The 12,140-nt window shown below is 57.9% G+C and carries 13 protein-coding genes and 2 pseudogenes; 4 read left to right on the forward strand and 11 right to left on the reverse strand.

Going from position 1 to position 12,140, the window contains the following annotated elements; all coding sequences use genetic code 11:
* Positions 1-89 precede the first annotated feature (89 nt).
* Positions 90-602, reverse strand: a complete 513-nt coding sequence (locus ACQUQO_RS17025) for a molybdopterin-dependent oxidoreductase (protein ID WP_435079662.1) — start codon at positions 600-602, stop codon at positions 90-92.
* A 174-nt stretch (positions 603-776) separates the two neighbouring features.
* On the opposite strand from ACQUQO_RS17025, the gene ACQUQO_RS17030 reads away from it, so the two are divergent.
* The 3 genes from ACQUQO_RS17030 to ACQUQO_RS17040 are packed head-to-tail and all read left to right on the forward strand — an operon-like array spanning position 777 to position 2,932.
* On the forward strand, positions 777-1,391 hold the full coding sequence (locus ACQUQO_RS17030; RefSeq protein WP_435079664.1) for a GNAT family N-acetyltransferase: 615 nt from the start codon (positions 777-779) through the stop codon (positions 1,389-1,391).
* Between the two features lie 57 nt (positions 1,392-1,448).
* A complete protein-coding gene (locus tag ACQUQO_RS17035; RefSeq protein ID WP_435079666.1) occupies positions 1,449-1,748 on the forward strand; it encodes an Htur_1727 family rSAM-partnered candidate RiPP in 300 nt (99 codons plus the stop codon).
* Complete coding sequence (locus ACQUQO_RS17040; RefSeq protein WP_435079668.1) at positions 1,745-2,932, forward strand: TIGR04347 family pseudo-SAM/SPASM protein; 1,188 nt, start codon at positions 1,745-1,747, stop codon at positions 2,930-2,932. The genes ACQUQO_RS17035 and ACQUQO_RS17040 overlap by 4 nt, the downstream gene beginning before the upstream one ends.
* An 84-nt stretch (positions 2,933-3,016) precedes the next feature.
* On the opposite strand, the gene ACQUQO_RS17045 is transcribed toward ACQUQO_RS17040, so the two are convergent.
* Genes ACQUQO_RS17045 through ACQUQO_RS17055 form a run of 3 tightly spaced genes read right to left on the reverse strand, consistent with a single transcriptional unit; the run spans position 3,017 to position 4,788 of the window.
* Positions 3,017-3,364 carry a glutamyl-tRNA reductase gene (locus ACQUQO_RS17045; RefSeq protein WP_435079670.1) on the reverse strand — a complete coding sequence of 116 codons (348 nt, stop codon included), beginning with the start codon at positions 3,362-3,364 and terminating at the stop codon, positions 3,017-3,019.
* A gap of 14 nt (positions 3,365-3,378) precedes the next feature.
* Positions 3,379-4,482 (reverse strand): TIGR04053 family radical SAM/SPASM domain-containing protein, encoded by a 1,104-nt coding sequence (locus ACQUQO_RS17050; protein WP_435079672.1) that lies wholly within the window; start codon positions 4,480-4,482, stop codon positions 3,379-3,381.
* Positions 4,483-4,485: 3 nt separating this feature from the next.
* A complete protein-coding gene (locus ACQUQO_RS17055; RefSeq protein ID WP_435079674.1) occupies positions 4,486-4,788 on the reverse strand; it encodes a CGCGG family putative rSAM-modified RiPP protein in 303 nt (100 codons plus the stop codon).
* Between the two features lie 160 nt (positions 4,789-4,948).
* Here ACQUQO_RS17055 and ACQUQO_RS17060 point away from each other — a divergent pair, with 160 nt between their 5' ends.
* On the forward strand, positions 4,949-5,218 hold the full coding sequence (locus tag ACQUQO_RS17060; protein ID WP_435079676.1) for a DUF2249 domain-containing protein: 270 nt from the start codon (positions 4,949-4,951) through the stop codon (positions 5,216-5,218).
* Between the two features lie 60 nt (positions 5,219-5,278).
* Here ACQUQO_RS17060 and ACQUQO_RS17065 read toward each other — a convergent pair whose 3' ends face one another.
* The 7 genes and pseudogenes from ACQUQO_RS17065 to ACQUQO_RS17095 form a co-directional block, all read right to left on the reverse strand.
* Positions 5,279-5,512 (reverse strand): DUF2249 domain-containing protein, encoded by a 234-nt coding sequence (locus ACQUQO_RS17065; RefSeq protein ID WP_435079678.1) that lies wholly within the window; start codon positions 5,510-5,512, stop codon positions 5,279-5,281.
* A 53-nt stretch (positions 5,513-5,565) separates the two neighbouring features.
* Positions 5,566-5,802 carry a DUF2249 domain-containing protein gene (locus ACQUQO_RS17070; protein WP_435079680.1) on the reverse strand — a complete coding sequence of 79 codons (237 nt, stop codon included), beginning with the start codon at positions 5,800-5,802 and terminating at the stop codon, positions 5,566-5,568.
* 210 nt (positions 5,803-6,012) lie between these two features.
* Positions 6,013-6,176 (reverse strand): annotated as a pseudogene (locus ACQUQO_RS17075) (IS66 family transposase); the annotation flags it as partial.
* 13 nt (positions 6,177-6,189) lie between these two features.
* Positions 6,190-9,159 (reverse strand): nitric-oxide reductase large subunit, encoded by a 2,970-nt coding sequence (locus tag ACQUQO_RS17080; RefSeq protein WP_435079681.1) that lies wholly within the window; start codon positions 9,157-9,159, stop codon positions 6,190-6,192.
* A 326-nt stretch (positions 9,160-9,485) separates the two neighbouring features.
* Positions 9,486-10,556, reverse strand: coding sequence for an FAD-binding oxidoreductase (locus ACQUQO_RS17085; protein ID WP_435079683.1), 1,071 nt, complete (start codon positions 10,554-10,556; stop codon positions 9,486-9,488).
* A 60-nt stretch (positions 10,557-10,616) separates the two neighbouring features.
* Positions 10,617-11,765, reverse strand: coding sequence for a tellurite resistance/C4-dicarboxylate transporter family protein (locus ACQUQO_RS17090; RefSeq protein ID WP_435079685.1), 1,149 nt, complete (start codon positions 11,763-11,765; stop codon positions 10,617-10,619).
* Positions 11,766-11,807: 42 nt separating this feature from the next.
* Positions 11,808-12,092, reverse strand: a pseudogene (locus ACQUQO_RS17095) (molybdopterin-dependent oxidoreductase); the annotation flags it as partial.
* Positions 12,093-12,140 lie beyond the last annotated feature (48 nt).

The following is a 12,140-nucleotide window of genomic DNA, read 5'->3' on the forward strand; positions in this document are numbered from 1 at the left end:
AGCAACTGCTCGACATCAGCATCTCCCTCGAATTCACGTCTCAAGAGCAGTCAACCGAGAGCATTGTGAGGTACTGAGTCTGTTTCACTTCACCCGTTCCGTGAGAGTGCGAGGTCATGAGCAGTGTCGGCTTCAGTCGGTTCCCGTCTGTAGAGCTCGATCTGCGAAACCCACTTAACGTGTTCCCAGCAGTCCTTTTGTTCTTCGAGAGGCACGAGTCGTGCCGGTCCGCCGTGTTCGGTTGGGAGGATCTCCCGGTCGAGCCGGGTGGCGAGTAAGCAATTTTTCAATCTATTGAGGGTAAACGAACAGGCGTAGTCGCCATCCATAGCCCCTGCGAGACCGAACGCCGCGTCAGATGCTGGACGTGCCTCCGTGAGGAGATCGCCGACCCGAACTCCCTCCCAGACCAGATCCTTTGCCGTCCAACCTTCGACGCACGCGAAATCTGTGACGGTACTCCGGTGATCGAGCGAGTGGAAATCCGTCTGATCTAGTTCCAACGGCCGCTCAACGGCACCCGTCACCGAGAGGCTCCAGTTCTCAGGGTCGACATCGGCGGGTACCCCGTGTGTTTCGAGGTCGGTCGGTGTCGGCGTCATCGTTGTCGTTTTTGCTTAAGGCCTCTCTCGATTCAAGTGTTTCCCGAACAGGTTCGGAACTCGGCGCTTGTCGATAGAACCGCGTGGGTAGAATATCGCTCACTCGTTGAAACCATTGCCCAGCCCGAAGATGTTCGCAATATCGTCTTAGTTCCTATGTAACTGAGCACCAATATGACCCGAAATTCCAAGGACACAGGTGCTGTCTGCAATGCTTGGGATTACACCGACTGTAAGGGGACAGAATACTGTCCTCCGCGATGTCCGCGATTTTTCGATACGGAGGGAACGGCATTACTGATCAAGCCTTACGAGCCAGACCACTGGAAAGTATTAGTGGAAATGTACGAAGACATCGACACGTACAGTCGGACGCTTGGACTTCCGCCATCATCAAGTGAACGAATCAAAGAATGGCTCGCTCATCTCACCTCGAACGGCTGGAATCTCGTTGCGGTCGATTGTGACGATATCATTGGGCATATCGCAGCTGCTCCTCTGGATGGCGATGAACCGGGGTTCGTCGTATTTGTTCATCAGACCTACCAAAATAGAGGAGTCGGGACTGAACTGATCAAACACCTCATCGCACATGCTGACGACAGGGGCCACAAAGCGCTCACGCTGACCGTCGCATCGGGGAACCGACGGGCGATAACCGTATACGACAATATCGGCTTCGACGTAACTGAGCGATTACCATCAGAGATAACGATGCGACTCTCAATTGACGACTCAATCGCGAAACAGGCTCAGTTGCCGCCAGTAGAGCAAAACCAACACCACTAGCTCCATCCGAACATCATCGGGAGAAGGATGTTTGCGACACCGCCCGCATCCACGACTATGGTTGATAAATCGAAGCGGTATCGTGTTGGTGATCAGCCACGCGATGCGGTCGAACAGGAGTGGGAGATTTTTATCCGAGATGATACGGACGACTCACTACGGCATGCAGGCAGTGTTTCCGCTCCAACAGCCGATGTTGCTCACATACAGGCGACAAAGCTGTTTGATTGGTATGCTACCGATATTTGGCTGTGTCCAGCATCCGACGTTCGGCGGTATTCTACCCATACGCTCGATGCACAAGCTGACTCAGTCAGCCCCGATATAGATAGCGAAGAGCGAAGCCACGAAGCGTGATTTCGATCAGTAAACTCCTCTGTGATCTCGACGCAGAGGGCGACGGGCTTCGATACGATGCTGCCAGTGAATCCTCGAAACCACAAATTACCGAGAACAAGCAGCATCGGCCGGTCGTTGTCTGGAATCTCACCAAGCAATGTAATCTCTATTGCTCTCACTGCTACGCGGCTGCCGATACCGAAACTGCCGAAGGCGAACTTACCACCGAGGAAGGCAAACGATTACTGGATGATCTTGCCGAGTATTCGGTTCCGGTGGTGTTGTTCTCTGGTGGAGAACCCCTCGTCCGCGATGATCTGACCGAACTAATCAGATATGCCGATTCGAGAGACATTCGTCCCGTTCTCTCGACGAACGGTACGCTCATCACCACCGAAATCGCGCAGGATCTGCGCAAGGCGGGGCTCAAGTATGCTGGAATCTCGGTCGATGGACTCCCCGAACGAAACGATGCATTTCGTGGACAGGACGGCGCATTCGAGGCTGCTGTTCGCGGGATTAGAGCGTGTCTCGACGCTGGACTCAAGACTGGGCTCCGGTACACGATCACCAAGCAGAACGCGGCTGATCTCTCCGGCGTCGTTGACCTCCTCCATGACGAAGGCGTCAATCGGTTCTGCTTCTATCATCTCGACTACGGTGGCCGTGGTGCGGACATCGTCGACCTCGACCTTCCTCCCGAAGAGAAGCGGGCCGCCGTGAAGCAACTCTGTGACCTCACTCGAAGGTATCACAACCAAAACGACGAGATAGAGACGCTGCTTGTCGGTAACTACGCGGATGCTGCCTATCTCGTCGAATACGCGCGTCAGCATCTGAGTGAGGCCAAAGCAGAACGGATATACGATTACCTCCGCCGGAACGGGGGCGATCCGACCGGCGAGCGCGTCGCTGATGTCGACTATCAGGGCAATGTCCATCTCACACAGTTCTGGCAGGATTATAGCCTCGGAAACGTTCGTGACCGCCCATTCAGCGCTATCTGGGAGGACGAATCGAATCCCCTGTTAACGGCATTACGTAACCGAGAGCAGCGACTATCAGGCCAGTGTGCTCGGTGCCAGTATCAGAACATCTGTCGCGGAGCGTCGCGCCTCCGGGCGCTCGCCGTTCACGACGACCTGTTCGCGCCTGACCCACAGTGTTATCTCACGAACGGCGAAATCGCTCCGAATACCTGATTTCGTTCATCACACCCTTTGAAGTAGCTATGAAGGCTTACGTATGGGAAATCTGCTACCTGAATAGAGTCAACTAGGAAGCCGTCACTGTTGTCCCCCATTTGATAGCAAATCCGGATCAAACAACTCCAGCGCCGTCTGGACGTCAGACCGGTCCGAGGACCGAGCGTTTCGAAGCGACTGCGTCGGCGGAGCCATCAACTCAGCAACGAGCGTGTCCGCCATGTCGGCGATGATCTCACGCTGCGATTCAGCGAGCTCTCCCTGATTTTCCAGCTTCGCGAAGACTGTGTCGAGTTCCCGCTGTTTGATCCGTTCTGCGTGAGCGTGAATGTGCTCGATAGCTCGCTCTCGTGAGAAGTCCGGTTCCACTGCTCGTCCTGATTGGTGATTCTGACGGCTTTGAACGGTGTTCTCGGCACTTTGGGTCATCGATAAGTAGTCTATCAGGTGGTGAATTGCTGTTCGGGAAGCGTTCCATCGTACCCATCCGGTCTGTACGCACAGAGCGGATCACTTGCCAGTGGATCACCAGTGTATGCGTACGCCCGGGACCGGCTCCCGCCGCAGACATGTTGATACTCGCACGCTTCACACTTCCCCCGGAGCGCGTCGGGGTCACGAAGCCTCTGGAACAGATCCGACTCCCGGTACACGTCGACGATATTCTCGTGTTTGACGTTTCCGGCTGTTTCGGGTAAGAAGCCCGATGGGTAGACTTCTCCAGTGTGATCGATGAATGCGAAGCCATTCCCGGCAGTGATGCCGAGCCGCCGGCCAATCCCGTCTGCTTCTGGCTTCCTCATAGCTTGATTGCCATTCCCTCGTTCAATTGCAACACGTCGATAGTGGGGTGCCTCGGTCGTCTTGATTCCGAACGGTGAGTCATTACTGACGGTACACAGCCATTCCATGACCCGTTCTGCACAATCGGGTGAAATCGGATCGAGGACACGCCCGCGACCAACCGGAACGAGGAAAAACACCGACCAGAGCACAGCACCGAGGTCTGCAACGAGATCCCGAATGGCCGGTAGTTCGTCGACGGTTTCTGCGCAGACGGTCGTGTTGATCTGTATCGGTAGTCCAGCCGCTTGAGCGTCGCGTGCTGCTTGCAGCGTTTGCTCGAAGCTCCCCCGTTCCTGCCGGAACTCGTCGTGAGACGTGGCTGAGCCACCATCGATACTCAGGGCCATCCGGCGAAGGCCAGCGTCAGCCAGTGTCCGGATCCGGTCGGTGGTGAGCGACGTCGTTCCACTCGGAGTGAGCGTCATTTGAAGCCCGTTGTCCGTGCCGTAGTCGACGAGTTCGACGGTGTCATCGCGGGCGAGCGGATCGCCACCGGACAACACGACGAGTTGTCCGTCGCCGAAAGAGCCTACATCATCCAGAAGCTGCTTGCCCTCCGCTGTCGTGAGTTCGTCCGGATGTCGCTGCGGATGCGCGTCCGCTCGACAGTGTTTGCAGGCGAGGTCACACGCCTGCGTTACCTCCCAGATGAGGACGAACGGTCGTTGGGTGGTATCGATCTCCCGTGGATTCGTCGCCATCGATTAGACGTGGACGCGGGTGACGTGGCCACCACAGCCACACTGTTCGACGTAGCTCCACTCGATGTCGTCACCGTATTCGTCGGCGAGTGCTTCGAAAAGGTACTCCCGCGGATGGCCGTGATTCCCATGCGTGACCAGGTTCACGTGGTTGCCCGGGACCGTATGGTCGATTGCGTCGATAGCCTGCTCAGTAATCAACGCTCTATCGTCCGCGTGGTGAGGTTTTTCGAGATTCGCCGACCACGAGTTATCGTGCATACGATCGGTAATCGGTTCGGCATCGTTGTGGGAAACGCTCGCCATATTCGGTCTTCGCCTCGTGGACGGGAAAACAAATTCCCGAACGTGTTCGGAGATGTCGGAGTCAGAATGGAATCAAATTCTTTCTAAGGACCGATACCGACGACTGACTCTGAACATCTTCGGGAAAATATTCGTGCAAGTGTAGTCCATCAACGAAACCATGCCCGCCATGGAAGAGTACGTGACGGACACTGAAGCGCCACCGGACCGAGCGCGAGAGACCATGGACGCCCGTGAACTTCCCCCACCACAACCCCTCCAGAATACTCTCGAACGGCTCGTCGAACTGGATGATGAAACCGTATTGATACAGTTGAACGATCGTGCTCCACAACACCTGTATCCGAAACTCACCGATCGTGGGTACGAGTACGAGACGATCGAAACGGAACTCGGTGTCATCACTGTCATCTGGGATCCGGATCCGTAGCCCATCGAAACTGCTCAAATCCCGTTGGCGGACACGAAACCGGACTAGTCGGCAAGCCGATTACTTCTTTGGAAGCGTCGCAACGAACTCGTTCTTGGCACGCTCTTCGACATCGTACCCCTCCGCGTCGAATTCAGGGACCTCAGCCTGCATCTCGTAGAATAGCGGCTTCGGATCGTGATCGTTGACCAGCGTCAGCGTCTCACCGCTATTCAGCCCCGCGAACGCGTCGTGGATCTTCGGATGGCGTTCTGGAGCCGGGATATCACGAAGATCGAGCGTCTGTTCCGACATGCGCTTGCTCGTACTCTCTTGGAAACCCAAGTCGTTTTCCCGAAGGTGTTCGGTCAGGCATGCGTGATCGATACGCGCCACTCGTCGTCTTCAGCATGTATTGTCTCATAGATATATCCCCGTTGCTCGAGAACGTTGTAGAGAGGTTCAGGCTCGAAACTGTTGACGAGAACGAGCGTCTCGTTTTCATCGAGCCTTTCAAGCGCTGCTATGATGTCGCTGAATGGTTCGCCGTCAATTGTTCGGACATCGAGTTCCTGAGTTCCATTCGTAGCAGGGTCGGTACTCATACGTGGTCCTTCATTAGGAACATGAATATCTATTCCGCCGATGATGTTCGCCACATCTAGGAATAGTAGTAAGCTATCTATCAGGAAGCCGAAATCTCCTGATCAGGAGGATGCCATAACCTTCGTGACCTGGTTCCGCTACGCTACCCAAGAGAGGCCTGAATTGGCAAGATCATCTCGCGTCTCAAAACGATATGGCTAAGGGGTTCATCCCTGCCGACTCCACGTTACCAGCAGAGACAGCACCGTCTCGTGTACGGGCATCCCACGTTCGTTGCGAAGCGTCTCGATAAGTTTGCGGAGGATTACCCATTCATGCAGGGTGTTTCGGCAGTGTTACTTGTTGGCGTGCCAGCTGTTTCGCTGACGAACGTGTCGGAGCTACGGTCAGGCCGAAGACGCTCGTGACTCATCGTTGCCCGTCCGACGGAGGTGAGCGGTTGCCGTACCGGCGTATGCGAGCGCACCAGCGATCACCAGCCCGTCGCCGGGGAGACGCGCCCAGGAGAGTTTCTGGACGAGCGGACGCTCGTAGAACTCGAGGTCCCGCGCGGCGGCGAAGCCCTCCTCGTAGATGGCTTCGAGTTGCAGGAAGCCAACCGGCAGCAGGGAGCCGACGACCATCGTCGCGAGACCGACGTTCGACAACCAGAACGATCGGTGGAACCATGTCGGATCCCAGGCTGCCTCGGGAGTCACCACTCGGAGGATATAGACTCCGAGACCGAGCGCCAGCAGTCCGAACGCTCCGAACGTCGCAGCGTGTGAGTGGGCGAGGGTGAGATAGGTCCCGTGCTCGTAGTAGTTGAGTAGCGGGAGGTTGAGGAAAAATCCCAGTACTCCAGCACCGACAAAGTTCCAGATGGTCGCGCCGACGATGAAGAGAAAGGGCAGCGTGTACGGGAACTCCTCGTCCTGAGCGGCGAGTGAGCGGTATTCGCCTAACGCGCGGTAGAGCACGAAGATTACCGGCACGAACTCCAGCGTCGAAAAGGTCGTGCCAACCGGCACCCACAGGTCGGGTAGCCCAACCCACCAGTAGTGATGGGAGACGCCAACGATGCCCGCACCCATGATCGCAAACACCTCGAAGAGAATCGCCCGCTCGGCCTCGCTTTGCTCCAAGAGGCCCATCGCGACCAGCGCGATCGAGACGACCGCGATCATGAAGAACTCGAAGACCCCCTCGACCCACATGTGGACGACCCACCAGCGCCAGAACTCCGTGATCGCTACGTTCGTCTCCGGGCGATAGAGCATGCTCGCGGCGAACAGGAGCGCAATGGATCCACCCGCGTACACCAGCAGGTGACCGAGTTCGGACCGCGATTCGCCCTCGAACAGCGAACCGGCCTTCGCTCCGCGGGCGACCAACCCCGTCCAGCCGGCAAAACCCGCGAGCAACATGAGTTTCCAGAGCCGGCCGGCTTCGAGGTATTCTAGCCCTTCGTTGCCGAACCACCACCACTTTTCCCCGGACAACGGGTCGAAGCGACCCTGGATGCCGAGCCAGACGCCGACGAAGGCCCCGACGATGGCGATCACGAGCGCACCCAGCAGGCCTGTGACGCCCGCCGACTGGAAGGGTGGATCCCGATCGGCGAACAGTCCCGGGAGGAACAGGCCACCTCCGAGCCAGAGTGTCGAGATCCAGAGCACTGCCAAGTTGACGTGCCAAGTGCGACCAGCCGCAAAGGGAACCAGCGAAACGATGTCGATCCCCAACGCTTCGAAGATCCCGTAAAAGCCCGTCCGCTCGACGTGGTAGTGTGCGAGCAGTCCTCCAATGATGGTCTGGAGTGCGAAAAGCCCGCCAGCGACCGGCACGTATCGCGCGGCGGCACGCTGGGCGGGTGTGACCGAGACCTCGTCGGGCGCGGGCACGTCGATTGCCCCGGTGATCGGCTCGGCAAGATCGAGCACCCGATAGGCCCACACGCCGGCCCCGCCTCCGGCGACCAGCAGGATGACGCTGATCGCGCTCCAGACCACCGACTGCGTGGGCGGGCGGTTCCCGCTTGCGGGCGCATAGGGCCAATCGTTCGTATAGGAGTGCTTCGATCCCGGACGATTCGCGTGAGAGATCCACGCCGTCCAGAGCGCGAAGTCCGCGAGCCGTCGAGCCTGTTCCGCGGAATCGAGGAACTCCGTCGGGATTCCCCGGTCGAGATCACCCTCGTGATATCTCTCGACGTATTCCTCGCAAACCTGTCGGTGGGCGTGGGATTCGGCCGCCGAGTATTCCGCATCGGGCCCGCTCGTCGCGTCAAGCTCGCGTTGGACCTGAGCCGCGACGGCAGCCTGCCCGTCGTCATCGAGTGCGTCGAAGGGCTTTGCGGCACGCTCGCGGGCGTAGAAATCGCGCATTGCATCGGTCTTGAGCGCCAAGGCGTCGGCGGTCAGATCGACGCCGAAGTAGCCGCCGTTCCCGAGAATCGACCCATGATCCATCAGGCCCGCGGACTGGAAGACCTTCTTTCCCGCGCGTACCGCCTCGTCGGTGACGATGACCTCGCCGCCGGGGCCAGAGACCGCTTCCGGGATCGGTGGTGCGTTGCGATAGGACGCTATCGCCCCGAGACCCATCGCGACCAGGTTCGCAACGAACAACGCTTGCAGCGCCCGCGTGATCGTCCACCGAGATTCACCGGACGCGGACCGCTCGGAGCCGTCGCCGTCCTCGGGATCCCCTGAACCATCCGCATCGCTTGAGTGCTCCCCATATCGACCCAGTATCCATTCGATAGCGGTGAGCGCCGTCCGAACGGCGTCGGATCCACTATCGAACCCCGCTCCGCCCGCGTCCCGTCGCGCAACTATCGTCGCAAGAACTGTGAGCAACGGTCCGGCGGATGCCAGGAGCGATTCGGCGTTACCCTCACCTCGGGCGGCGTCAATCGCGGGTTCGAGTCCCTGATCGTGTCCGCGCCCCATGGGATGACCTCCGTTCTGGAGCGTCTCGCGGACCTGTTCGCTGAGGCGGTCGGCGTCGAGTCCGTATCGGTCGATCGCCGACCCACGAGGCCGAGCAGTCCGTCGGTCGGCGGTCAGGCCGTACTCTTCAAGGGTCGCTTCGAGTAGCGCGTTGCGCAGCACTCGGTCCTCGTCCGCCGCGTAGTCGGCAAGTCCGTCTTCGAGCGAACGGAGCGTCCGCAGCAAGGGGTCGTCAGGCCGTTCGTCCGTGGGAGTCGGCTCGCACCGGTCGAGCAACCGTCCGGCGGTCCAGTCGCGGAGTTCCGCGACGTCGAAACCTTCCGTGTCGAGGTCGTATCGGTCCTGGACGTGCTTGCTCCCTGCATGCACGCGCTCGGCGATGCTGCCGACGACGGCCGTCCCTTTCGCGGCGGTTTCCCTCAAGCAGCCGTCGACGTGATCACGGCGATCGGTGGTCGTCTGCGAGCACTCACTGCGTCGTGTCCCGAGGAGATACGTAATGACCGACATCGATGATACGGAACCGTTGCGACGCCAGCACCCTAAACATATGCCCGAACGTATTCTCACCGGCTAATGCCGGTCAGTTATACTGTCGGTCGAACGTCGTTACGTCTTCCAGACAGAGAAATCGAAGGATAGCGAAACGGCCGACAGAACCTTTCTGGCAAAAGTCTTCGACCGACAGTAACTCTGTCGGTCAATGATAACAATAATCTTTCATATACGGTAACTCTCGAAGGACGCCCTCAAGCCGTAACAGTACTTGGACGATACTGTTCGAGTTGGGCCATGAGCCGAGAAATATTCTGATTGCTGATATCGTGTTCTTTGAGCGATGTTCGAAGGTGGGCCAACACTGCATCGTAGTGTTCATCCCGAAGCTCCATGTGTGCGTGCGTTTCAGGGATGTGATGATGATATTCCGGCCCGCCGAGCAGCATTGCGATGAACCTGCTCTGGTTGGTTACTAACGAATCCATGTCCGTCCCCTCGAAATACGGTGCGAGGCGCTCGTCTTGAAAGATGTGATCGTACATACGACTGACAACCGACCGGACCGCCTCCATCCCTCCGAGGCCCTCATAGACCGAGAGTCGGTCCGCCTTCGGCTGGAGAACGCCTTCCTCCCAGCCTTCGCTGAAAATGTGGTCCGTCGAGATGTTCTTGCCGATCAGGAGTTGCTTCGTATCCACGACCATCTGGGGCACCCCGCAGACGTAGAAGTCCTTCCGGTCGAACGTATCGAGATACTCGTCGAGGTACTCCTGAACATTGCCCGTCGGACCACTCCAGTCCTCGTCGGGGTCGGTCACCGAGTACACGAGGTGCATGTTCTCGTGCTCGCTGTCGAGTCGATCGAGCGTTTCTCGATAGATGAGGTGGTCCCGGTCCTGTTCGCCGAAGAAGAAATACGCCTCGCCGGTCCCGTCGCGGAGATACTGGCGAAGCATCGCGAGCATGGGCGTGATTCCGACGCCAGTCGAAACGAACACCACATCCCGATCGGGATCGTCAAGCGTGAGTCCGCCCGCGGGTTCTTCGATCCGAACTCCGTCGCCTTCGGTGCGTTCGTGCATGTACGTCGAGGCGGCCCCGTTCTCGTAGTGCTTGATCGCGAGCGTGAGATGGTCCGTTCCCGGAAGGTTGGTCGCCGTGTAGGGGCGTTCCTGTCCTTTTCCATCAACGTCCTCTTCGTATCGAATGCGAGCGTGTTGACCCGGTTCGTAGTCGAAAACGTGATCGTCAGCTTCGAGGGTGAATTCCTTCACGTCCGGGGTTAACTGCTTGATCGAGGAGACGGTCGTCTCAATTGCCATCCGTGTTTACTTCGGTGTAGATGTCCGTAAGCACTAGGTTTGCCTTCTCAAATCCACATACTACCTATGAACGTGCGATACCCGGACGAACGAACGCCGAAGCAGACCAACGGCTACCAGTAGCCATGCGAGTACCGCTACATAGACGAAATATCGCGCGATGATGCCGATCATTGTGAGTCCAGCTGCCTCCGCCAGCCGGAAGGTGCTCGCCGTGTACATTCCGAGTGGGAACACCATCCCCCAGTAGCTCGGATCGTATCCCTCGGGCGTATGGGGGAGGGCGAGTCCGCCGATCGTGTGTCGCCAGACACCCAGCGCGACGAGCAACGGAATCCACCACGTCCCCGTCATCCAATAGAAGAACGTAAACCCGACCAAGAATGGTCGGAGATCAGTGAGAAAACCCCAGTCGCCACTGGCGAGCACGAGTATGGCACCTGCTAGTGTCGTGATCGCCACCGCCCCCGTATTGATCCAGTACGGTGGTGTCGCTGATCGTGGATCGAACGCAAAAAACGTCATCCGGTAGAACACGAGTGTAATCAATATCAGATACAACATCCCACCGACCGAGTATAATCCAAGCGCAACGAGCAGTAACTCTTGTTTCATCGATGGATACGCCGAAGCGAGCATTCCTGACAACACTGCTACCGACTGCGTTGCAACGACCGCGAGTAGCCAGCTTCCATCAATCGCCTCATCAATGGGTTGGTCGACATCACGGACGGTCAGACCCATGAAGACGGCGTACACGAGGACGAACCACAGTCCTCCACCAACGACGAACAACCCCGTTGCGATCGCTATCGAAACGTCGAAGACGATGAACTGGCTCCCCAGCACGCAGGTCCCTGCAATCGCGGTGAACGAGCCGACCGCACGATCATAGTTGACCAGATCACGAACGGCGGAATACGGATCACGCCCGATTTGCGCGAGCGTAAACGCACTTATCACGATGTACGCGAGCACGTTGAACCCAAACAGCACCGTGCCGACGGGACGAAGGTCGAGTAGATGAGTGGCGATGGAAACGATCCCAGTCGCCATGACCAAGACGAAATAAATCGGATCCCAGTCACTCAGCACGTCACCGACCACGCTCCGGAAGTAATCCGTCGGTTGTGACGGTCCACTATCAGTAGAGACAGCCCCACTATCCCAGTCAGTCCTGCTCACGGATGACGAACCCAAACCCTCCATGTGAGGTTGGATCGACGGATCCACGCTCTCCCAGAATAGCGGTCAGATATCGGCACTGTTGGGGAAGTAGTTGAGCACATCGTCGCGCCAGCCGCCCTGCCCGTGGCCGATGTCGTCGAAGTCCTCGACGAACTCGATTCGGGTGACCCATTTCGCCATCTTGTAGCCCAGCTGTGTCCGGAGACGTAGGCGCAACGGCGCACCGTGGGCGATTGACAAGTCCTCCCCGTTCATTTCGTCGGCAAGAAGTGTTCCCTGTTCGGTGGCTTTGTCCATTGCAACCGCTTCGTAGTAGTATCCCACTTTCGACACCCCTACAGAATTGACAAAATGTTTTTGATCTGAAAAGTACCGAGAACTTCTTTGACCTCACAG

This window comes from Halococcus sp. AFM35, assembly GCF_051195015.1.
GTDB lineage: Archaea > Halobacteriota > Halobacteria > Halobacteriales > Halococcaceae > Halococcus.

Coding starts and splice junctions, on each gene's coding strand:
- ACQUQO_RS17025 (WP_435079662.1), bottom strand. CDS start 602: ATGACGCCGACACCGACCGACCTCGAAACACACGGGGTACCCGCCGAT.
- ACQUQO_RS17085 (WP_435079683.1), bottom strand. CDS start 10,556: ATGGCAATTGAGACGACCGTCTCCTCGATCAAGCAGTTAACCCCGGAC.
- ACQUQO_RS17050 (WP_435079672.1), bottom strand. CDS start 4,482: ATGGCGACGAATCCACGGGAGATCGATACCACCCAACGACCGTTCGTC.
- ACQUQO_RS17060 (WP_435079676.1), top strand. CDS start 4,949: ATGCCCGCCATGGAAGAGTACGTGACGGACACTGAAGCGCCACCGGAC.
- ACQUQO_RS17035 (WP_435079666.1), top strand. CDS start 1,449: ATGGTTGATAAATCGAAGCGGTATCGTGTTGGTGATCAGCCACGCGAT.
- ACQUQO_RS17045 (WP_435079670.1), bottom strand. CDS start 3,364: ATGACCCAAAGTGCCGAGAACACCGTTCAAAGCCGTCAGAATCACCAA.
- ACQUQO_RS17065 (WP_435079678.1), bottom strand. CDS start 5,512: ATGTCGGAACAGACGCTCGATCTTCGTGATATCCCGGCTCCAGAACGC.
- ACQUQO_RS17055 (WP_435079674.1), bottom strand. CDS start 4,788: ATGGCGAGCGTTTCCCACAACGATGCCGAACCGATTACCGATCGTATG.
- ACQUQO_RS17030 (WP_435079664.1), top strand. CDS start 777: ATGACCCGAAATTCCAAGGACACAGGTGCTGTCTGCAATGCTTGGGAT.
- ACQUQO_RS17070 (WP_435079680.1), bottom strand. CDS start 5,802: ATGAGTACCGACCCTGCTACGAATGGAACTCAGGAACTCGATGTCCGA.
- ACQUQO_RS17090 (WP_435079685.1), bottom strand. CDS start 11,765: ATGGAGGGTTTGGGTTCGTCATCCGTGAGCAGGACTGACTGGGATAGT.